Raw genomic sequence first — 20,383 nt, forward strand, 5'->3', positions numbered from 1 at the left:
TTTTGAATGAAGCTGTATCTATTGGCTGGTCTGGCGGTAGCAACCTTGAGCGCCTGTGGCACCTCGGTCAAGCTCGATCCGGTTCCGATTGAAGACAAGGCAGGTGTGCCAGTGACGGTCAGTCCCACGCCTGCCGCACAACCCCAAGGCAACGAGGTCGGTACTGGCCAAGTCACCACCGTCAATCTGGGCGGTGGCATGAGCGAAGCCGAGATCCAGTCCCTAGGGCGCTTGGTGTATTTTGATTACGACAGCTTCGTGATCCGCCCTGAGTTCCAAACGGTCATCGAGTCCCACGCCCGTGTGCTCAAGGCGCAGCGTACCCGCAAGGTCGTGATCGGCGGCCACACGGACGAGCGCGGCGGACGTGAATACAACCTGGCTTTGGGCCAAAAGCGGGCAGAGGCGGTCCGACAAGCCTTGTCTTTGCAAGGCGTGCTGGACGCGCAGCTTGAAGCGGTTAGCTTCGGCGAGGAAAAACCGGCCGATGCCGCTGGTTCTGAAGCAGCCATGGCCAAAAACCGTCGCGCTGAGATCTCTTACCGATGATGGGCTTCAAGTTGCTGTCCCGTCCCGGCGCATGCAAAGGCCTCGTTTTGGCGCTGGCGCTCGTGTTTGCCAGCGCAGCGCAGGCCGGGCTCTTTGATGATGATGAGGCACGGCGTGCCATTTTGGAGCTACGCCAGCGCATGGATGCCATGCGCCAAAGTATCGATACCGTGCGACAAGAGGCCGACCAAAAAAATGCCGAGGAGGTGCGCCGAGCTACCGAGGAAAGCGCACAGTTGCGACGCGCCTTGTTGGATTTGCAAAACCAGCTCAGCACCGCCCGTGCCGAGGTCGCCACCTTGCGCGGCCTCAACGAGCAACTGGTGCGCGATGTCTCTGAGTTGCAACGCAAGCAAAAGGACGCCGAGCTGGCGTTGGAGGATCGCTTGCGCAAGTTCGAGCCCATGCGGGTCACGGTCGATGGCAAGGAGTTCATGGCCGAGCCTGCCGAAAAGCGGGACTTTGAGGCCAGCTTGGCCACATTTCGCACAGGCGACTTCGCCAACGCTGCCTTGGCCTTTGTGGACTTCCTCAGCCGCAACCCCCAAACGGGCTATCGCGCATCGGCCCTTTTCTGGTTAGGCAATGCGCAGTACGCCACCAAGGACTACAAAAGTGCGCTGACCAACTTCAGGAGTTTGGTTGCACAGTCGCCTGGGCATGTGCGTATCCCGGAAACGATGCTGGCGGTTGCCAACTGCCAGATCGAACTCAAGGACCTGCGCGGTGCGCGCAAGACGTTGGAGGAGCTTATCGCCGCCCACCCCAGTACCGATGCGGCTGGCGTCGCGAAAGACCGCCTAGCGCGGTTGAAGTGAGCGCGCGCCGGTGAGTGTGGAGCGCCGCTTTGCGGGTTTGGCGCGGCTGTTGGGCTCTGAACCGGCCGCTCGGGTGTACGACGCGCATGTTGCCGTCGTGGGTTTGGGTGGGGTGGGTTCCTGGGCTGCCGAGGCATTGGCCCGCAGTGGCGTTGCGGCACTGACCTTGATCGACCTGGACCATGTCTCCGAGTCCAACATCAACCGGCAAATCCATGCGCTGACCCCCAGCCTGGGCATGGCCAAGGTTGAGGCGATGCGCCAGCGTATCGCACTGATCAACCCGGACTGCCGGGTCACAGCAGTGGATGCATTTGTGGAGCCTGACAACTGGCCAAGCATCTTGCCTTTGGATGTGGACGCGGTGATAGACGCCTGCGATCAACTACCTGCCAAGCTCGCCATGGCGCGCTGGGCCCGCGACACCCACGCTGTGTATGTGACGGTGGGTGCAGCCGGCGGCAAGCGCATGGCACAGGGTGTTGAGATTGCGGACTTGGGCCAAGTCACGCACGACCCACTTCTGGCCAAGCTGCGATACCAGTTGCGCCGCTTGCCCGGCGCTCCCGAGCAAGGCAAACCGTTTGGCGTGGCCTGTGTGTTCAGCCGTGAAGCAGTGCAACCGCCGCCCGCCTCGTGCGAGGGAACCAGCGATGGCTCATTGAACTGCCATGGCTATGGATCGCTGGTCACCGTGACCGCGACGTTTGGCATGTGCGCGGCGGGATGGGTCATGGAGAAAATTTCTTCCCAAGGCCAAATGCCGAAAAAACGACCGCTATAATCGTGGGCTTCGCGGCACAGCGCCTTTCGCAAGAAGGACGTGAAGCTGTCGGGACGTTAGCTCAGTTGGTAGAGCAGCGGACTTTTAATCCGTTTGTCGTGGGTTCGACCCCCGCACGTCCCACCAAAATTCCCCGGGGATCTTAGCTCAGCTGGTAGAGCAGCGGACTCTTAATCCGTAGGTCGAGAGTTCGAATCTCTCAGATCCCACCATCCCTACGTACGTCGCATTTCGACGAGCCCGCCATCAGGCGCTAGTGGGGGATGCCCCCAGCAGCCGCTCCACAATGTCGGTCCGATGTCGCTGCGGCTTGGTGATGGCGTAGAAGCGTTCTTGCAGTTGCGGTGACCCGCCCAGCACCACCAGCGATCCCGCGCGCAACTCGTCTTGCACCACCACTAGGGGCAGCACCGTGAGCCATCCGCTGTCGCGGGCGATCAGGCGCAACATGGCCATGTCATCGACTTCCGCCCGTACCCGCGCAACGACGCCCGCTGCCGCGCACAGGGCATCGAACTGGGCGCGTACCGCATGCCGGGGTCCGGGCACCGCCAAATCCACACCCTGCAAGTCCTCGGGCAAACGCAGGCTTTGCCCCTTCCATGCCGCGCTGGGGCCCACCAAAGCGACGGCCTGGCTTCCTAGGAACCGGCAGTGCAAAGGACGCTGGGGGTCGCTGGGTACGGTCTCGTTGGCCAGCACCACATCCAGTTGGTGCTGTACCAGTCGCGCAAGCAAGTCATCTAGCGTGCCAGATTCGAGCGTCAACACGACGTTTGGGTCGGTCAGCAGAGGACGAATCCAGTTCTCCTGATAGTTGCGCGAAAGCGTAGCCACGCTGCCAACCCGCAAGCGCGTGACGCCTTGGCTGTGTCCCTGCAAGCGGCCCAGCATTTCTTGGCCGAGGCCAAAAATGGTGTCGGCATAAGACAAGACCAATTGGCCTGTGTCGGTCAAGACCAGCCGACGCCTTTCACGGGTGAACAGAGGTTCCCCGATCCGTTCTTCCAGTTGCCGAATCTGGGCCGAGAGTGCCGACTGCGAGGTGTGCAGTTCCGCCGCCGCGCGGGTCAGGTGCCCGATTTTGGCCACCCGCCAAAAATAGAACAGGTGGTGAAAGTTCAACTGCTCCAGGTTCATGATCTATTTTTAAGAATAAAAAATAACTTTCTATGTATTTTACAGAACTTAAAAGCTTCGCCACCATACCGCAACTTCCATTAAACCTCTCCACCTCGTGAACCTGCCTGCTTCTTTTTTAGCCGCCGCGCTGTGCCTTCCGATGGCCGCGATGTTGCTTGCGATGCTTTCCGTTGGCGCCACCGGGAGATCTACAGGGTGGCACTGGCGTGCTTTCCTTGGCCTGTCCGTCACGGCGCTGGTGGCCACGTTGGCCGTGCTGCTGCTGGTTGCGGGACCCACGGGTGCGACCGGCTGGGCGCCGTGGTTGCGTCCGACGCCGCTGGGCGTGGCGATGGCGGTGCTGGTGCAGTTGCTGGGCACCGTGATTGGAGCTTTCTCTTGGCGCTATTTGGAGGGCGAGGGTCGACAAAGACGCTATATCTCTGCCTTGGCCGGTGTGTTGGCGTCGGTGCAGATCTTTTTGTTGGCTGACCATTGGGCGGTGATGGTGGTGGCTTGGACGCTGGTTGGACACGCTTTGCAGCACCTGCTGTGCTTTTATTCCGAGCGCCCCTTTGCCCTGCTGGCGGCACACAAGAAGCGTCTTGCCGACCGTTTAGCCGATGGGCTGCTGCTGGCTGCGGCCGCACTCGCTTGGACCGAAGTCGGCAGTGGCGCGTTCCCTGAGCTGTGGTCCCACATCGAGCGTGAGGGCATGGGCCTGCAGTTGCAACTCAGCGCGGTGGCGCTGGTGCTTGCCGTCGTGTTGCGCACTGCGCTGTTTCCGGTGCATGGCTGGATCGTGCAGGTGATGGAGGCGCCCACCCCCGTGTCCGCACTTTTGCATGCCGGGGTGGTGAACTTGGGCGGTTTTGCCTTGATTCGATTCGCCCCGATGCTGGAACACGCCATGGCCGCCCGCGTGTTGTTGGTGGGTTTTGGTCTGGCCACTGCGGTACTCGCCGGGCTGGTGATGTTGACGCGCGTGAGCATCAAGGTGCGCCTAGCTTGGTCCACCGTAGCGCAGATGGGGTTCATGGTGCTGGAGTGCGGGCTGGGTCTGTATACCTTGGCTGCCCTGCACCTGATGGGGCACTCGCTCTACAAAGCACATGCCTTTCTGGCGGCCTCCACCGTGGTGCGCGATACCCGTATCGGCTTCATGCGTGGTCCGGTGGTGCCCACGACATTGGGGGTGTTGCTGGCACCGGTGTTGTCGGTATCGGCTGTGGCCGCCATGGTGTGGTTGGTGGACGACGCAGCCTGGCCGTGGTGGTGGACGGTGCTGATCGGCTTCGCGTGGGCTCCGCTGCTCTGGCACTGTGACCCGCGCAAGGGGGTGCGTGACGCCTACCGGCACACGGCTGCAGGGGTGTTGATGGTGGCCGGCCTGGGGGTGTTGGCTTTGCTCGTCCATGGCCTGCCGTGGGGCGTGCAGGACCATCCGAACGACGCCTTGGGCATGTTTGCCTTGTTCGGCATGGTGCTGCTCTACCTTTGCTTGGTGGTGTTGCAGCTTCGCCCAGAAGCCTTGCAGGTCTGGCGGCGCTGGAGCTACGCGGGCTTTTATGTTGACGAGGTGGTCACCCGGCTGGTGCTGCAACTCTGGCCTGCAGGCTGGGCGCCGCAACCCACCTCCCCACGTCAGAACATACAAAAAGCGATCCCATGAAACACGCACACACCGACCGCGCACCCGCCGAGCGCCTGCGATCCATCTTGCCCAAGCAGGCTGACGCCCCGGACATGACCCAACAAATCAACACAGCTTGCGAACAGGCCTGCCAGGCCATCGCACCGGCGTGGCCACTGGACCGTGCGATTGCGGTCAATCCCCACTGGTCGCGCATTGGCATGCCGGTGCGCCAGGTGGCAGCGCGCATGGCGGTGCTTGCGGGGATTCGGGTATTTCCCTCCCGCGCAGACCAACGCCAAGCTTGGTCGCAGGGGCGCATCACGCCGCACGATTTGCAAACTGCACTGACGACGCTTGCGCAGTTCGATGCAGATGCAAATACGGGTACCGGTGCGATGGCAGATCAGGCGACACCTGAGCCACCGCGGGGACCACGCTGGACCCCAGCGCAATGTGTGGAAGCTCTCGGTTTCGAAGCACCTGTGGTCCAGCTCCCGCTGTTGATTGACCTTTTGGACAACGCAGCACAAGCCCACACGCGTCTGCCGTGGCGTCAGGCCATCACCCACCAGGTGAGCCAAACCTGTGCAGCGTACTTTGACACCCAGCAGGCCGATTGGCAGCCCCAACGCGCCCAGGGTCTGTACCAGTTTTGGCTCGACACCTTGCAGCACGACCACGGCATCGGAACGCTGATGGGCTTGCCGCAGCTCGGCGTGGCCCTACAGGCTTTGCCGCGCACGCCGCAGGACGCCGAGCGCTGGGTGCTGCAGCGTCTGGGGCTGCCGCCGCAGGTGTGGGCGGACTACCTGGAAGCCGTTTTGCTCACCGTGAATGGCTGGGCCTCTTGGTGCGCTTACCTAGGCTGGCAAGCCCGACTGGAAGGCAAATCCGACAGCCATTTGCGCGAGCTTTTGGCGATCCGCCTAGCCTGGGGTGCCGTACTGCTGGAGTGCCGGGGCGGTAGCTCCCCGGCGCCAGCATTTGGGATGCTGCAAGACCAGTGGAGCCGCGCCCATGAGGTCTTTGCACAGGCCCAGGAGGCGCTGCGCCTAGACGAGGTTTGGCAGGTCGCCTTGGAAGCTGGTTACCAACGGTCGCTGGCAGACAAGTTGTTGCGGGTACCCGTCGCGGCTGCGTCTTTCGGCACTGTGGAGCCGTCGGCTGCGGCGGCACAAGCGCAAGCCTCAGCGTTACAAGTGCAAGTTGCAGAGGTATCGGTGCAGGCTGCGTTTTGCATCGATGTGCGCAGCGAACCCCTGCGCCGGGCGCTGGAGGCTGCATGCCCATCGATGCAGACCGTGGGATTTGCCGGTTTTTTTGGCCTGCCAGTGGCCTACACACCCTTGGCCACCGCCGCCCGCCGGCCACAGTTGCCCGGCTTGCTGGCGCCTGCGCTGGAAGTGACCGACCGTATCGTGCTGGCCGAGGGTGCCCAAGGTGAGGCACCTTCGCTACCCGCAGCCGAGCAGGCGCGCTTGGACCGTTTCAGGCTGGCGGGCCAGGGCCAAGCGGCCAGCCGTTGGCCAGGGGCGGCGTTCTCTTTTGTCGAGGCGGCGGGCATGGCATATGGCGCGAAGTTGCTCCAGTGGCTGTGGCCTGGCCAAGGGCAACGGGCGCAGGATGACTTGGCGGGATTGCCTGCGCGCTACCGGTCGGTGTGCCGGCCGCAGCTTGCTGGGTTGGACACCGCTGCCAAGGTCCATTTGGCCGCCGGGGTACTGCACGCGATGGGGCTGGAACGTGGGCTGGCGCCGCTGGTTCTGTTGGTCGGCCACGGCAGCCAGTCCAGCAACAACGCCCATGCAGCCGCGCTGGACTGCGGTGCCTGCTGCGGCCAAACCGGAGAGGTGAATGCCCGGTCCTTGGCGCTTTTGCTCAACGAGCCTGCAGTGCGCGATGGCTTGCATGAGCGCAACATCGCCATCCCTGCAGCGACCTGGTTTGTAGCCGCACTGCACAACACCACCACCGACGAGATCGAGGGTTTCGATCTGGACTTGTTGCCATCCCCGGCACGCGCCCGCTGGGACGCGCTGCGTGGTGCCTTTGCCCAAGCGGGCGACCAGGTGCGCCGGGAACGGGCTGGCACACTGGGCATTGCGCCCGGACTCGGTGAGGATGCGCTCTTGCGCGTGCTGCGCCAGCGCGCCAACGACGGCGCACAAACCCGCCCCGAATGGGGATTGGCGGGTAACGCAAGCTTGTTGATGGCACCGCGTGCGCGCAGCCGCGGCTTGGTGCTTGAGGGGCGCAGCTTTCTGCACGACTACGACGCCAGCCAGGACACCGATGGGCGGGTGCTGGAATTGCTGATGACCGCACCCATGGTGGTGGCCCATTGGATCAATTGGCAGTACCACGCGTCCACCGTCGATCCGCTGCACCTGGGCAGCGGCAACAAGGTGCTGCACAACGTGGTGGGTGGCCACATTGGCGTGTTTGAAGGCAACGGTGGCGACCTGCGCATCGGGCTGTCACGCCAGTCTTTGCACGATGGCCAACGCTGGGTGCACGAGCCTTTGCGGCTGACGGTGGTGATTGAGGCACCCCAAGCAGCGATCGAGGCTGTGATTGAAAAGCATGCGGTGGTTCGCCAGCTTTTGGACAACCAGTGGCTGACGCTGTGGCGCATGGAAGCCGACAGCTTGTATGTGTATCGCTCAGGCCAGTGGTATCTGATCCAGCGTGGCAGTTCGATAACTCTAGGTTTCTAGCTCGATAGGCGGTTCTTCGTTGGATCCTTAGGCGGCCAAGTCACGCACCAGCACCAGCTTGCCCTTGACATCGCGCGCGGCCATGCGGGCAAAGGCTTGTTTGAGGTCGGAAAAGGGCAGGGCGCTGTCGATAACTGGCCGTATCTTTCCCTCTTGGTACCACTGTCCAAGCGCTGCCAGCATGGCGGCGTTGTGGGCTGGCTCGCGCTTGGCAAACTCCCCCCAGAACACGCCCACAATCGATGCGCCCTTGAGCAGCGCGAGGTTGAAGGGCAGGGCAGGAATCGGGCCCGCCGCGAATCCCACGACCAAGTAGCGGCCCCGCCATGCGATGGCGCGCAGCGCGGGCTCGGCGAGGTCGCCGCCCACGGGGTCGTAGACCACATCCGGACCCCGACCCTGGGTGTGCGCCTTGAGGGCATCGCGCAAGTTCTCGGTGCGGTAATTGATCACCGCGTCCGCCCCCAAGGTTTTGCACAACGCACATTTTTCATCGCTGGAGGCGGCGGCGATGACCCGCGCGCCCACCGCCTTGGCGATTTGAATCGCAGCGGTACCCACGCCACCGGCCGCGCCCAGCACCAGCACAGTTTCACCGGCGCGCAGCTGCCCTCGGTCCACCAATGCATGGTGTGAGGTGGCGTAGGTCATGACCCAAGCCGCAGCGTCGCCCCAGGGCATGCCTTCAGGCAATGGTACGCACAGCGCGGCTTGCACCGCTGCCTGGCTGCCAAAGCCCCCCGTGCCGCTGACGCATGCCACGGCCTGGCCGACGCGCAAGTGCGTGACACCCAGTCCCAGTGCAGCGACGACGCCTGCGAATTCGGCGCCCGGTACAAAGGGCGGCGTTGGTTTGAATTGGTACTTGTTTTGAATGATCAGCAAGTCTGGAAAGTTCAGGCTGGCGGCGCGAATGTCTACCACCACCTCACCGGCCTGGGGCACGGGGTCGGGCGTTTCCTTCCACTGCAACGCGTCCACGCCCACCGGGTTGTCACACAGCCATGCATGCATCATTTGTCTCCAAGAATGTGGCGTGATGATAGGTCGAACCGGCTACCGTGCCCCACCTACAATCGGCGGGAAACTCCACGCACCATGAAAATTCTGATCTCCAACGATGACGGCTATCAAGCTGCAGGCATCGTCGCTTTGTACGAAGCGCTCAAGCAAGTGGCCGATGTCGAGGTGGTGGCTCCCGAGCACAACAACAGCGCGAAATCGAATGCGCTGACGCTGCACTCCCCGCTGTATGTGCACCGCGCGGCCAACGGTTTTCGCTACGTTAACGGCACCCCCGCAGACTGCGTGCACATTGCCTTGACTGGTTTACTGGACTACCGGCCGGACCTCGTGGTCTCTGGCATCAACAACGGTGCCAACATGGGCGACGACACCATCTACTCCGGCACCGTGGGTGCGGCCATGGAGGGCTTTTTGTTTGGCGTTCCCGCCATCGCTTTTTCTCAAGTGGAACGTGACTGGGTGGAGCTGCAAAGTGCGGCGCGCAAAGCCCGCGAGTTGGTGGAGTCCATGCAGCGCCAGCACCTGATTGGCGTGCAACCCTGGCTGCTCAATGTCAACATCCCCAACCTGCCGTATGCGCAGATCGGCAGTGTCAAGCTGTGCCGGTTGGGCAAGCGCCACGCCGCGGAAAAGGTGATCCAACAGACCAGTCCCCGAGGAGAAACCATGTACTGGATTGGTGCCGCTGGTCCCGTGGCGGATGACGCCGAAGGCACCGACTTCCATGCCACCGCTACCGGCCACATGGCCGTCACGCCGCTCAAAGTCGATCTCACAGACCACGCGAGCCTGGGCTATTGGGCTCAGACCGCTGCCCGCATGAACGCCGCAAGCTGACGCCGGCCACGATGAAAGAGCGGCCAACGTTCCCCGCCAAGCTGGCAACGGCCCAACATCCTGCGGGCCCAGGTTCCGCAAAAGCGCGAAGCTTGCCCGCACCATTGCCACCTGCCCAAGGGCTGGGCATGGATTCTGTGGCGGTGCGCATGCGCATGGTGCATTTGCTGCAAAAGCAAGGGGTCAGTGATGCGGCAGTGCTTGCCGCCATGGGCACGGTGGAGCGGCACCGCTTTGTGGACTCGGCCTTGGTCAACCAAGCCTATGAAGACACCAGTCTGCCCATTGGGCTGGGGCAAACCATTTCCAAGCCCGGCGTGGTGGCACGCATGCTGGAGTTGCTGCGCAACGGTGCGACAGGCACCTTGGGCCGGGTGCTGGAGGTTGGAACCGGCTGCGGCTACCAGGCTGCGGTACTGAGCCTGCTGGCGCGCGAGGTGTACAGCATTGAGCGGCTGCGCGGCTTGCACGACAAGGCCCGCGACAATGTGCGCTACGCCCGGCTGGCCAATTTGCACCTGCTATTTGGCGACGGCATGCAGGGCTTTGCCGCTGGCGCGCCCTATGCCGGCATCATCGCCGCAGCCGGTGGTGAGGCCGTGCCCCAGGCGTGGGTGGATCAACTGGCCGTCGGCGGGCGGCTGGTGGCCCCCATCGCTGCGCCTGCCCACGGCGCGTTGCATGCCAAGGCGGCTGGGCAAGCGCTGGTCGTGCTGGACAAAACGGCCGCGGGCGTGCGCCAAACCGTGCTCGAGGCGGTGCATTTTGTCCCTCTAAAATCCGGTGTCGCATGAAAAGGAAGCGTGTATGAAGTGTCTGCAAGGTGCTGGTGCATGGCTGTGTGCTGCGGTGGCGCTGGCGCTCGCTGGTTGCGGTACCTCTCCGACCAACCGTGCCCCGGTCGAAGACCGCCGTGCCGCTGCGCCCCAGCCTGCTGTGGTGGTTCCGGTGGTCAAGCCTGCCGCCGGGTTTGAGAATGCTGGCCGCTCGGGCTACTACACCGTCAAGCCGGGCGACACTTTGATTCGCATCGGGCTGGAAAACGGCCAAAGCCCCAAAGACATCGCCCGCTGGAACAGCCTGGACAACCCCAATAAGATTGAAGTCGGTCAGGTGCTGCGGGTGATGCCGCCTGTCGCCAATGAAGCGGTCGCCGTGGCCACGGTCAAACCCGTGGCGAGCAGCTCGGTGGTGAGTACCCCCATTGCGCCGGCTGCACCGGCCAGCGCGGCCTCTGCACCTGCTCGGGCGAGCTCAGCGCCGAGTATGCCCGCCGCCGCGGCTGCGCCCAGCACCGGAGATGATGACCTGGGTTGGATTTGGCCCACGCGGGGTCCGGTTCTGGACAGTTTTGATGAAGTCAAGAACAAAGGTGTTGATATCGGCGGGGTGGCCGGCGAGCCGATTTTTGCCGCGGCCGACGGCAAGGTGGTCTATGCCGGCTCGGGTCTGCGCAACTACGGCAACCTGATCATCCTCAAGCACAACAACACCTACCTCACGGCGTACGCCCACAACCAGACTCTGATGGTCAAAGAGGACCAGACCGTCAAGAAGGGCCAAAAAATTGCGGAGATGGGCAGCAGCGATGCCGATCGTGTGAAGCTGCACTTTGAATTGCGCAGGCTGGGCAAAGCGGTGGATCCGCTGAAGTACCTTCCGCCCCGTTAAGGCCATCGCGGCAGCGTCCATTCCACCCTTGCGGGCGGCAGCCAGTGCCCGCAGATGCCCAGCCCCACACCGCACCGCAGTGACTTCCGCATCCCGTACCAAAGACCCCACTCCCACGCAAGAGCTGGTCGTCGAATCGCTTGACCTCGAGGCGCAGGGCATCGCCCACCGGCCCGATGGCAAAGTGGTGTTCATCGAAGGCGCACTGCCGTTTGAGCGGGTGAGCGCCACCATCCACCGCAGCAAAAGCAGCTTCGACAAAGGCAGCGTCGCAGCCATTCACCGTGAGTCGTCGCAGCGCGTGGTACCGGCTTGCGTGCACTTCGGCTTGCACGAAGGTGCGTGTGGCGGCTGCAAGATGCAGCATCTGCACATGGGCGCCCAGGTGGCGATCAAACAACGGGTGCTCGAAGACCAGCTTGCCCATATCGGCAAGGTGCGTCCAGAGCACGTCATGCGTCCCATCGAAGGGCCGTCGTGGGCGTACCGCTACCGTGGCCGTTTGTCGGTGCGGTATGTGCGCAAGAAGGGCAGCGTGTTGATCGGCTTTCACGAGCGCAAGAGCCACTTTGTGGCGGACATCAAAAGCTGCGCGGTGCTCCCGACCCATTTCAGCGCGATGTTGGTGCCGTTGCGCGAGCTCATTGGCGCCATGGACGCCCGCGAGCGCCTGCCACAGATCGAGTTCGCCATTGGCGACCCCGATCTGCCCGAGCCGGTGACGGCCTTGGTGCTGCGCCATATGGACCCGCTGGGCCCAGCCGATGTGGCGCGCCTACAGGCCTTCGCTTGCGCTCACCCCGGCGTGCAATGGTGGCTGCAGCCCAAAGGGCCAGAGACGGTGCACCGCCTAGATGAGCCCGAGGGGCACACCACGGGTGCTTTGGCGTACCGATTGCCGCAGTTCGGTATCACCATGCCGTTTCGGCCTATCGATTTCACCCAGGTCAACCCGCAGATCAACCGGGCCTTGGTTACGCGGGCAGTCAGTTTGCTGGAGGTCGCTGCGCACGAACGGGTGATCGATTGGTTTTGTGGTCTGGGGAACTTCACCCTGGCGCTGGCCACGGTGGCGCGCGAAGTGCTTGGCGTCGAGGGTGCGGAGTCTCTTGTGGCGCGCTCGCGCGAGAACTTTGCGCTCAACCAGCCTGCGCAGGCGGGACGCAAGGCACTCGGACCAACGCAGTTTGTGGCACGCAACCTATTTGAGATGGATGCGCCGCTATTGCATGCCGACGGCAGTGCGGAAAAGTGGTTAGTAGACCCGCCGCGCGAGGGAGCGTTTGCCTTGGTGAACGCGCTTGCAGCATTGCGGCAATCGCAGTCTACACATTGGAAGCCGCCACAGCGGATCGTGTATGTGAGCTGCAATCCTGCTACCTTGGCGCGCGATGCCGCTGTGCTGGTACACAGCGCAGGGTACCGGTGCACACGTGCGGGGGTGGTCAATATGTTTGCGCACACCAGCCACGTAGAAAGCATTGCGGTGTTTGAACACCAGCCCGACTGGGTTCCTGCGTTCGATGAGGCTGGCCAAGCGTCTTAAGACGCTTTGTTTTCGGCTTTGGAGTCGGTTTTTGCCGCGGGCTTGGGTGCATTGTCCGCAGGCTTTTTGGCATCTGCTTCGGTCTTTTCGGCCTTTTTGGGCGCGGACTCCACGATTTCTTCACCGGCGGCCACCAAGGGCGCCTGGGCTGGCCTGAGGCCTTTGGGTTCGATGCCGTCGATCTTGTTGTCACGCATGTACTGGTCCATTTCTTTCCAGCCGGCAAATACGGCTGACTTGGACGCTTTTTCGTTCATGGCATAGCAGTCTTCGATGCTGCGCAGGCCGTGGCGGCATGCACTCCCGATGGCGCGCGCATCGGCCTCCCGCTGCACCACCTTGGGGTCGGCCAGAAGTGCTTCGAGGTCGCACCCGGAGAGGAAGAGACCCAAAACAAGAAGGAAGGGACGTACGTTCATGGACTCACATCGGGCGGCATAGGTGACTATCGGCAATTGTGCGGCAGGGTTGAGCCAAGATTGAAACCGCCGCCCCAAAGAAAAAAGGCCCGAGTGGACCTTTTTTCAGGGGTTGTGCGCGTTGTTAGTCGCGCTCGCCACCAAACACGCCAAGCAAAGCCAGCAAGCTTTGGAACACGTTGATGATGTTCAAGTAAAGCGCCAGGGTGGCGCTGATGTAGTTGGTCTCGCCACCGTCGATGATGCGCTTGATGTCGTAGAGCATATAGGCGCTGAAAATGCCGATGGCAGCCATGGAGATGGCCATCATGCCAGCGGTGGAGCCAACGAACAGGTTGATCACCGAACCCACCAGAAGCACGATGACGCCCACAAACAACCACTTGCCCATGCCCGACAAATCACGCTTGATAACGGTGGCCATTGACGACATCACCAAGAAAACGCCTGCTGTGCCGCCGAAGGCAGTCATGATCAGTTCAGCGCCGTTGCTAAAGCCCAAGGTTCGCTCGATCAGACGCGAAAGCATCAGCCCCATGAAAAAGGTGAAACCCAGCAAAATAGGCACGCCCGCCCCAGAGTTCTTGGTTTTTTCGATCGCATAAATGAAGCCGATTGCGCCAGCGAGAAAAACCACGAAGCCCATCACGCCCGAGAAGTACTGCCCGACGCCGGTTGCCACGCCAAACCAGGCGCCCAGCACAGTGGGAACGAGGCTCAAAGACAAAAGCCAATAGGTATTGCGCAGCACCTTGTTGCGCTGCTCGGCAGACACTCCATAGCCAGAATCTGCCACCAGTGTGCCAATGCGATCAGTCATTGCGATTGCTCCTAATAAACCCCACGAAGTGGGTACGCGCGATTCTAGGGTGTGGGGATAGCGAACACCAGCAAATTAGGACGATTACCCTGAAGTTCATCAGGGTTGATGCGGTGGGGCGGCCAAGGGTGTGGTGCACGCAGTTGGACCGCTTTGCCGTTGACCATATTCGCCACGCCACCGCGTACTTGGCTTGGAATGCGTCTGCATGCATCGAATTCGCCTTATGGCTGGCCGGTTATGCTCTGGCCCCGTCAAAACACCTTACCGGAATACTCTATGAAGACAAAACCCGCCCTGGAATTGGCCGACTTGAAGCTGATTGCGAACGCCGCCCAGGATGAAGCACTGAAGAATCACTGGGCCGTCACTATCGCCATCGTGGATGACGGAGGCCATTTGCTGTGGCTGCAGCGCCTCGACGGCGCGGCACCGGTGTCGTCCCACATTGCGCCGGCCAAGGCACGCACCGCCGCGCTCGGCCGTCGCGAAAGCAAGACTTACGAGGACATGATCAATGGCGGTAGGGCCTCCTTCCTGAGCGCACCGACGTTGGAAGGCATGCTAGAAGGTGGCGTGCCGATCATGAAAGATGGGCAATGCTTGGGGGCTGTGGGCGTCAGTGGCGTGAAGTCGTCCGAAGACGCGCAAATCGCCAAAGCTGGGATTGCAGCGATCGGCCTGTAAACCGTTAGGTCGCTAGTAGGCCAGTCGTTCGGGGTGCAACTCCTGCAAGATGGTGGTTGCTATTTCCTCGATGGATTTGGTGGTAGTGGAGAGCCAGCGGATGCCGGCACGGCGCATCATGGTCTCCGCCTCGCTGACTTCGTGGCGGCAGTTCTCTAGCGAGGCGTAGCGGGAGTTGGGGCGGCGCTCGTTACGAATTTCGCTTAGCCGCTCGGGGTGGATCGTGAGTCCGAAAATTTTCGCCTTGTGCGGCACCAGCGCTACAGGCAACTGGCGGCGCTCAAAGTCTTCTGGGATCAGCGGGTAGTTGGATGCCTTCAGGCCATATTGCATCGCAAGGTACAAGGATGTGGGCGTTTTGCCGCTGCGGCTAACACCTACCAATATGACGTCGGACTGTTCCAGGTCGCGGTTCGACTGCCCGTCGTCGTGTTCCAGTGAAAAGTTAATGGCCGCAATTCGGTTGTTATAAGCCTTGCTCTTGCTGGCATCGCTGAAGCGGCCGATTCGGTGGTTCGACTTGAGCCCGAGCTCGGTTTCCAGCGGGTGCACAAAGGTACCGAACATGTCAAGGAGCATGCCGGTGCAAGATTCCTGGATCACCCGCAAGACTTCCATATTGACCAAGGTGGTAAACACAATCGGGCGCCGTCCGTCAACCTCGGCCGCGTGGTTGATCTGGCGCACTGCCTGGTGGGCTCGGTCCACGGTGTCAACAAACGGTAGGCGAACATGGCGCGCTGCGGTTTCAAACTGCGCCAAGATAGCGTTTCCAAAGGTTTCGGCGGTGATTCCAGTGCCGTCGGAGACGAAAAAAACTGTTCGGTTGGGCATGGTGCTAGGGCTGAATCGGCTGCAAAACCGCACCCTACAATGAATCCCCAATGGCGCTGGCTCCGGTGGGTCCAATTTCCAAAAAAACAACAACAGAAAGCCCATCTGCCGGCCAAGCCGACCGGTTTTTAAACTCTGGAGCTTTCTTATGTCGACACTTTTTAGCGCCACGGACCTGGTGGTGCCTTTCGAGAATTTGCGCATGTCGGACGTCGAGGCAGTAGGCGGCAAAAACGCCAGTTTGGGCGAGATGATTGCCAACCTGCCCCACGGGGTCAAAGTGCCTACCGGCTTTGCTACCACAGCGCATGCGTTTCGGGAGTTTCTTAAGCATGCGAATTTGTCGGAAAAAATCAACCAACGTCTAGCCAGCCTCGACGTGGACGACGTCCGCGCATTGGCCCAGGCGGGTAGTGAGATCCGCACCATGGTGGAGCAACAACCTTTCCCTGCCGCCTTGGAGGCCGCTATTCGGGACGCCTTTGCAATCTTGCAAGGCGGCGCAGCCGAGGCGTGTTTTGCGGTGCGATCGTCGGCTACTGCCGAGGACCTGCCCGATGCTTCGTTTGCCGGGCAACAGGAGACGTTTCTCAATGTGATCGGAATCGATGCGGTTCTGCTCAAAATTCGCGAAGTTTTTGCGTCGCTCTATAACGACCGCGCCATCAGCTACCGGGTGCACATGGGCTTTGCTCACGCCGAAGTCGCACTTAGTGCGGGGGTGCAGCGGATGGTGCGATCGGACCGGGGTGCAGCCGGCGTGATGTTCACGCTGGACACGGAGTCCGGCTTCACCGACGTTGTCTTTATCACCTCCAGTTATGGCTTGGGTGAAACCGTCGTCCAAGGCGCCGTCAACCCCGACGAGTTTTATGTGCACAAACCCATGCTGCAGGCGGGCAAGCGCGCCATCGTTCGACGCAATTTGGGCTCCAAGCTGCTTCAGATGGAGTTCACCTCGGCCCAGGAAAAGGCCACCAGCGGCAAGCTGGTAAAGACAACGGACGTACCGCCTGAGCTTCGAAATCGCTATTCACTCACCGATGCCGATGTGGAAATGCTGGCGCGCTATGCGCTGGTAATTGAGGCGCATTACGGTCGTCCCATGGACATTGAATGGGGCAAGGATGGCGTGGACGGCGAAATCTACATCCTGCAGGCCCGCCCAGAAACCGTGAAAAGCCAGGCAGCTGACAAGGTGGAGTACCGCTATAAGCTGGTAGGCAAAGGGCCGGTGTTGGTCGAGGGGCGGGCCATTGGGCAGAAAATTGGTACTGGTCCGGTGCGCATCGTGCACCACATCAACGACATGGAGTCGGTCCAGGCTGGCGACATTTTGGTCACCGATATGACAGACCCCAACTGGGAACCGGTCATGAAGCGCGCAGCTGCAGTGGTCACCAACCGGGGCGGGCGAACCTGCCACGCCGCCATCATCGCGCGGGAGTTGGGCATCCCGGCGGTGGTGGGATGCGGCAACGCCACCGACACCCTGCGCAATGGCATGTTGGTGACGGTGAGCTGCGCCGAAGGCGACACTGGCTACATCTACGACGGTTTGCTGGAAACCGAAATCTCGCAGGTCCAGCGCGGCGTGATGCCCGACGTGCCGGTGAAAATCATGATGAACGTTGGCAACCCTCAACTGGCCTTTGACTTTTGCCAGTTGCCAAACCACGGTGTGGGTTTGGCGCGGCTGGAGTTCATCATCAACAACAATATTGGTGTGCACCCCAAAGCTATTTTGGACTACCCCAATATCGATGCCGACCTCAAAAAGGCGGTGGAATCGGTGGCCCGCGGGCACGCTTCGCCACGCGCGTTTTATGTAGACCGGGTTGCAGAGGGCGTGGCTACGATTGCGGCAGCTTTTTGGCCCAAGCCGGTGATCGTGAGGCTGTCGGACTTCAAGAGCAACGAGTACCGCAAGCTCATTGGCGGCAGCCGCTATGAGCCTGAAGAGGAAAACCCCATGCTTGGTTTTCGGGGTGCCGCGCGCTACCTCAGTGCTGACTTTGGCGAGGCATTTGCCATGGAATGCGAGGCACTCAAGCGGGTTCGCAATGAGATGGGCCTGTCCAACGTCCAGGTGATGGTTCCCTTTGTGCGCACCTTAGGCCAGGCCCAGCGCGTCACCGAATTGCTCTCCAAGCACGGAATGCGACGGGGCGATAACGACCTCAAGCTCATCATGATGTGTGAGATTCCCAGCAACGCTATCCTGGCGGACCAGTTCCTCCAGTACTTTGATGGTTTCTCCATTGGCTCCAATGACTTGACGCAACTCACTTTGGGTCTGGATCGGGATTCCGGTTTGGATCTGCTTGCGGCGGATTTCGATGAGCGTGACCCGGCGGTCAAGGCACTAATCAGTTTGGCGATTAGTGCCTGCAAGCGCCAGGATAAGTATGTGGGGATCTGCGGTCAGGGGCCTAGCGATCACCCGGATTTTGCTCGGTGGCTGGAGTCTGAAGGGATATCCTCCATTTCGCTGAACCCCGACTCCGTCATCACCACCTGGCAGCAACTTGCACTGCAATGAATGCCGGTGAGCGCACCAACCACTGGCACCTGCATACGGTGCTTTTGGTGTTGTGGTTCGCTGCCTCTTTTGGAATCGTCTTTTTCGCCCACGACTTGCAGTGGGTCGTTGCAGGCTGGCCGGTGGGTTTTTGGTTTGCCGCTCAGGGCTCGCTGCTGATCTTTGTGCTGATCGTGGTGCTCTTTGCCGTACTGTCGGAGCGCGATGGCGAGTCGCCGGGCGCCCCAGCACCCGCCCTACGTTTGCCCTCAATGCCCCGGCTGCATCGGCGTTTTGTTGCCCTAGTCTTGGGCCTGTTGGTTTTCTTGGCACTGCTGGCTTGGGCTGAGCAACAAGGCCTGCCGCGGTCATGGATCGCCGGCATCATGCTCACTGCAACCTTGGTGGTGTACGCGGTCATTGGAGTGCACGGCCGCACCGCCGATGCCGCTGAGTACTACGTGGCAGGACGCCGCATTCCGGCGGCCTACAACGGCATGGCCACTGCGGCAGATTGGATGAGCGCCGCGTCCTTCATCAGCCTGGCGGGGGGCTTGTACCTGCAAGGTTACTCTGGTGCCGGAGGTCAGCCAGGTGGGCTCGCCTACATCATGGGCTGGACCGGCGGTTTTTGCCTCGTTGCGTTGTTTGTCGCACCTTACCTGCGGCGCCTGAACCTGTACACCTTGCCAGACTACTTTGCGTTGCGCTACGGAGGGCGGTGGCCTCGGCTGATTGCGGCCATGGCCACAGTGCTGGTCTCTTTTACCTATGTGGTGGCTCAAATATACGGCGTCGGTTTGATCACATCGAGGCTGACCGGCGTTCACTTCGAAATCGGGATTTTGCTGGGGCTCGGCGGCGTTCTGGTGTGTTCCTTTCTTGGCGGTATGCGCGCGGTCACGTGGACTCAGGCGGTGCAGTACTGGGTCATGATCATTGCGTTCTTGATCCCGGTGTCTTGGTTGGCCTACAAGCAAACTGGTAACCCAGTGGCGCCGTTGGCGTATGGACAGCAGTTGCAAAAGGTAACTGCGCTGGAACAGGGCATCATCCATTCAGCTAAGGAAAACGAAGTGGCCCGGGCGTACTTGCAACGCGCCGAAGCGCTGGACCAGAAGTTGCGCGATGTGGGGCGCGCATTAGACGCCGAACGACTTGAACTGCGCGCAAAGCTGGTCGCCTTTGACGCAGCCAAGGTGGACGGTGCAGCACCTAACGAAGTCCGACGCGAGCTTGCCGCGCTTCCGCGCGACCCCCAGTCTGCCACCGAGCGATGGACGCACCTAGCGGCGGATTACCGCGAGCGTGCAACGCCACTTGGTGGCATGGCTCCACACACCAAACCTTTCGACGGCAACCCGAATGGGACTCCACAGCAGCAGACCTTGTATGAGCATTCGCGCGCCAACTTTCTGGCGCTGATGTTTTGCCTGATGGTCGGAACCGCGGGCCTGCCCCACTTGCTGACCCGCTTCTATGCCACATCTAGCGTTCAGGAAACACGCCGCTCGGTTGCTTGGTCTTTGGTCTTTATTGCGGTGCTTTACGTTTCTGCGCCGGCATTGGCGGTGCTGGTCAAGTACGAGGTCATGGCCAACTTGGTGGGGCAACCGTTTGACGCGTTACCTGCTTGGATGGCGCAATGGGCAAAAGACCCCTCACTACTGAGCTACGCCGACATCAATGGCGACAAGGTGTTGCAGTTCGCTGAGATCAAGATGGGCCCTGACTTGGTGATGCTGGCCTCCCCTGAGATTGGTGGTCTGCCTTACGTGGTGTCGGTGCTGGTGGCAGCTGGTGGTTTGGCTGCAGCGCTGTCCACGGCCGATGGCCTATTGCTGACGATTGGAAACGCCGTTGCACACGACATGTATTTTGAAGGCGAGTCAAGCAAGGAACAAGCCATGCGTCGGGTAATGTGGTCCAAGTTCGCACTTTTGGTATTTGCGCTGATTGCGGCCTATGTTGCAGCCCAGCGCCCTGCTGGCATCCTGTACTTGGTCGCCGCGTCTTTTTCGCTAGCTGCCGCTGCGTTTGTGCCGGCAATGGTGCTTGGTATCTTTTGGTCAGGAGCCTCGCGCATCGGCGCTGTGGGTGGCATGGTGGTGGGCTTGGGCCTCACCTTGGGCTACATGGTGATCAACCATAGCAGTGTGCGACAGGCTCTGCGCTGGTCGCATGATGGTTTGTGGTTTGGCATTCAACCTGTTTCTGCTGGCGTCTTTGGCGTGGCCGCCGGTGTAGTGACTACGGTGCTGCTCAGCCTAGTTTTTCGGCGCCAATGAGGCGGCTGGGCATTCTGCGAGTCTGGATCTCTCAAGTGCCCCTGCGGTTTCGTACTACAATCGCGGGCTTGCCTTACCACACCCCGTCTTGACGCCGGGGGTGGTTTT

17 protein-coding genes and 2 tRNA genes are annotated in these 20,383 nt (G+C 61.3%); 14 read left to right on the top strand and 5 right to left on the bottom strand.

The genetic code is table 11. The features are described 5' to 3' along the window. Window positions 1-6: 6 nt before the first annotated feature. The 5 genes from pal to ACILRC_RS07900 all read left to right on the top strand — a co-directional run bounded on the left by pal (window position 7) and on the right by ACILRC_RS07900 (window position 2,363). Entirely contained in the window at window positions 7-549 is a 543-nt protein-coding gene (pal, locus tag ACILRC_RS07880) for a peptidoglycan-associated lipoprotein Pal (RefSeq protein WP_395668814.1), read from the top strand. Continuing rightward, entirely contained in the window at window positions 546-1,367 is an 822-nt protein-coding gene (gene ybgF, locus ACILRC_RS07885; RefSeq protein ID WP_395668815.1) for a tol-pal system protein YbgF, read from the top strand. Before pal ends, ybgF begins: the two co-directional genes overlap by 4 nt. 10 nt (window positions 1,368-1,377) lie before the next feature. Next, on the top strand, window positions 1,378-2,151 hold the full coding sequence (locus ACILRC_RS07890) for a ThiF family adenylyltransferase (protein ID WP_395668816.1): 774 nt from the start codon (window positions 1,378-1,380) through the stop codon (window positions 2,149-2,151). Between the two features lie 50 nt (window positions 2,152-2,201). Beyond that, window positions 2,202-2,277: transfer RNA gene (locus ACILRC_RS07895), tRNA-Lys, on the top strand. A gap of 10 nt (window positions 2,278-2,287) precedes the next feature. Beyond that, window positions 2,288-2,363, top strand: a tRNA-Lys gene (locus ACILRC_RS07900). 34 nt (window positions 2,364-2,397) lie between these two features. On the opposite strand, the gene ACILRC_RS07905 is transcribed toward ACILRC_RS07900, so the two are convergent. Then, a complete protein-coding gene (locus tag ACILRC_RS07905) occupies window positions 2,398-3,291 on the bottom strand; it encodes a LysR family transcriptional regulator (RefSeq protein ID WP_395668817.1) in 894 nt (297 codons plus the stop codon). 97 nt (window positions 3,292-3,388) lie between these two features. Between ACILRC_RS07905 and ACILRC_RS07910 the strand changes: the two genes are divergently transcribed. After that, a complete protein-coding gene (locus ACILRC_RS07910) occupies window positions 3,389-4,945 on the top strand; it encodes an NADH-quinone oxidoreductase subunit L (RefSeq protein WP_395668818.1) in 1,557 nt (518 codons plus the stop codon). Then, window positions 4,942-7,626 (top strand): YbcC family protein, encoded by a 2,685-nt coding sequence (locus ACILRC_RS07915; RefSeq protein ID WP_395668819.1) that lies wholly within the window; start codon window positions 4,942-4,944, stop codon window positions 7,624-7,626. Before ACILRC_RS07910 ends, ACILRC_RS07915 begins: the two co-directional genes overlap by 4 nt. Before the next feature lie 27 nt (window positions 7,627-7,653). Here the strand turns inward: ACILRC_RS07915 and ACILRC_RS07920 are convergent, their stop codons facing one another. After that, entirely contained in the window at window positions 7,654-8,640 is a 987-nt protein-coding gene (locus ACILRC_RS07920) for an NADPH:quinone oxidoreductase family protein (RefSeq protein WP_395668820.1), read from the bottom strand. 84 nt (window positions 8,641-8,724) lie between these two features. On the opposite strand from ACILRC_RS07920, the gene surE reads away from it, so the two are divergent. The 4 genes from surE (at window position 8,725) to rlmD (ending at window position 12,706) form a co-directional block, all read left to right on the top strand. Further along, window positions 8,725-9,489 carry a 5'/3'-nucleotidase SurE gene (gene surE, locus ACILRC_RS07925; protein ID WP_395668821.1) on the top strand — a complete coding sequence of 255 codons (765 nt, stop codon included), beginning with the start codon at window positions 8,725-8,727 and terminating at the stop codon, window positions 9,487-9,489. Window positions 9,490-9,500: 11 nt separating this feature from the next. Further along, the gene (locus ACILRC_RS07930) at window positions 9,501-10,283 is read left to right on the top strand and encodes a protein-L-isoaspartate(D-aspartate) O-methyltransferase (protein ID WP_395668822.1); all 783 of its coding nucleotides are present in this window, start codon (window positions 9,501-9,503) and stop codon (window positions 10,281-10,283) included. Between the two features lie 13 nt (window positions 10,284-10,296). Beyond that, on the top strand, window positions 10,297-11,160 hold the full coding sequence (locus ACILRC_RS07935; RefSeq protein WP_395668823.1) for a peptidoglycan DD-metalloendopeptidase family protein: 864 nt from the start codon (window positions 10,297-10,299) through the stop codon (window positions 11,158-11,160). A gap of 79 nt (window positions 11,161-11,239) precedes the next feature. Next, a complete protein-coding gene (gene rlmD, locus ACILRC_RS07940; RefSeq protein WP_395668824.1) occupies window positions 11,240-12,706 on the top strand; it encodes a 23S rRNA (uracil(1939)-C(5))-methyltransferase RlmD in 1,467 nt (488 codons plus the stop codon). On the opposite strand, the gene ACILRC_RS07945 is transcribed toward rlmD, so the two are convergent. After that, on the bottom strand, window positions 12,703-13,125 hold the full coding sequence (locus ACILRC_RS07945; RefSeq protein ID WP_395668825.1) for a hypothetical protein: 423 nt from the start codon (window positions 13,123-13,125) through the stop codon (window positions 12,703-12,705). The genes rlmD and ACILRC_RS07945 overlap by 4 nt on opposite strands. Before the next feature lie 124 nt (window positions 13,126-13,249). Further along, entirely contained in the window at window positions 13,250-13,945 is a 696-nt protein-coding gene (locus tag ACILRC_RS07950) for a Bax inhibitor-1/YccA family protein (protein ID WP_395668826.1), read from the bottom strand. A gap of 279 nt (window positions 13,946-14,224) precedes the next feature. Here ACILRC_RS07950 and ACILRC_RS07955 point away from each other — a divergent pair, with 279 nt between their 5' ends. Beyond that, window positions 14,225-14,632: a heme-binding protein gene (locus tag ACILRC_RS07955; RefSeq protein ID WP_395668827.1), complete on the top strand. Its 408-nt coding sequence runs from the start codon at window positions 14,225-14,227 to the stop codon at window positions 14,630-14,632. Window positions 14,633-14,644: 12 nt separating this feature from the next. On the opposite strand, the gene ACILRC_RS07960 is transcribed toward ACILRC_RS07955, so the two are convergent. Then, window positions 14,645-15,466, bottom strand: a complete 822-nt coding sequence (locus tag ACILRC_RS07960) for a pyruvate, water dikinase regulatory protein (RefSeq protein WP_395668828.1) — start codon at window positions 15,464-15,466, stop codon at window positions 14,645-14,647. Window positions 15,467-15,614: 148 nt separating this feature from the next. Here ACILRC_RS07960 and ppsA point away from each other — a divergent pair, with 148 nt between their 5' ends. Both ppsA and ACILRC_RS07970 read left to right on the top strand, forming a co-directional pair. Further along, on the top strand, window positions 15,615-18,008 hold the full coding sequence (gene ppsA, locus ACILRC_RS07965; protein ID WP_395668829.1) for a phosphoenolpyruvate synthase: 2,394 nt from the start codon (window positions 15,615-15,617) through the stop codon (window positions 18,006-18,008). Further along, window positions 18,005-20,275: a VC_2705 family sodium/solute symporter gene (locus ACILRC_RS07970; RefSeq protein WP_395668830.1), complete on the top strand. Its 2,271-nt coding sequence runs from the start codon at window positions 18,005-18,007 to the stop codon at window positions 20,273-20,275. The genes ppsA and ACILRC_RS07970 overlap by 4 nt, the downstream gene beginning before the upstream one ends. Window positions 20,276-20,383: the final 108 nt, after the last annotated feature.

Origin of the sequence: Rhodoferax sp. (genome assembly GCF_044236835.1) — a bacterium.
GTDB lineage: Bacteria > Pseudomonadota > Gammaproteobacteria > Burkholderiales > Burkholderiaceae_C > Allorhodoferax.

Bases quoted from the DNA above. Each gene is read 5' to 3' on its own strand.
- pal (WP_395668814.1), top strand. From the start codon at position 7: ATGAAGCTGTATCTATTGGCTGGTCTGGCGGTAGCAACCTTGAGCGCC.
- ybgF (WP_395668815.1), top strand. From the start codon at position 546: ATGATGGGCTTCAAGTTGCTGTCCCGTCCCGGCGCATGCAAAGGCCTC.
- ACILRC_RS07905 (WP_395668817.1), bottom strand. From the start codon at position 3,291: ATGAACCTGGAGCAGTTGAACTTTCACCACCTGTTCTATTTTTGGCGG.
- ACILRC_RS07915 (WP_395668819.1), top strand. From the start codon at position 4,942: ATGAAACACGCACACACCGACCGCGCACCCGCCGAGCGCCTGCGATCC.
- ACILRC_RS07920 (WP_395668820.1), bottom strand. From the start codon at position 8,640: ATGCATGCATGGCTGTGTGACAACCCGGTGGGCGTGGACGCGTTGCAG.
- surE (WP_395668821.1), top strand. From the start codon at position 8,725: ATGAAAATTCTGATCTCCAACGATGACGGCTATCAAGCTGCAGGCATC.
- ACILRC_RS07930 (WP_395668822.1), top strand. From the start codon at position 9,501: ATGAAAGAGCGGCCAACGTTCCCCGCCAAGCTGGCAACGGCCCAACAT.
- ACILRC_RS07935 (WP_395668823.1), top strand. From the start codon at position 10,297: ATGAAGTGTCTGCAAGGTGCTGGTGCATGGCTGTGTGCTGCGGTGGCG.
- ACILRC_RS07945 (WP_395668825.1), bottom strand. From the start codon at position 13,125: ATGAACGTACGTCCCTTCCTTCTTGTTTTGGGTCTCTTCCTCTCCGGG.
- ACILRC_RS07950 (WP_395668826.1), bottom strand. From the start codon at position 13,945: ATGACTGATCGCATTGGCACACTGGTGGCAGATTCTGGCTATGGAGTG.
- ACILRC_RS07955 (WP_395668827.1), top strand. From the start codon at position 14,225: ATGAAGACAAAACCCGCCCTGGAATTGGCCGACTTGAAGCTGATTGCG.
- ACILRC_RS07960 (WP_395668828.1), bottom strand. From the start codon at position 15,466: ATGCCCAACCGAACAGTTTTTTTCGTCTCCGACGGCACTGGAATCACC.
- ppsA (WP_395668829.1), top strand. From the start codon at position 15,615: ATGTCGACACTTTTTAGCGCCACGGACCTGGTGGTGCCTTTCGAGAAT.
- ACILRC_RS07970 (WP_395668830.1), top strand. From the start codon at position 18,005: ATGAATGCCGGTGAGCGCACCAACCACTGGCACCTGCATACGGTGCTT.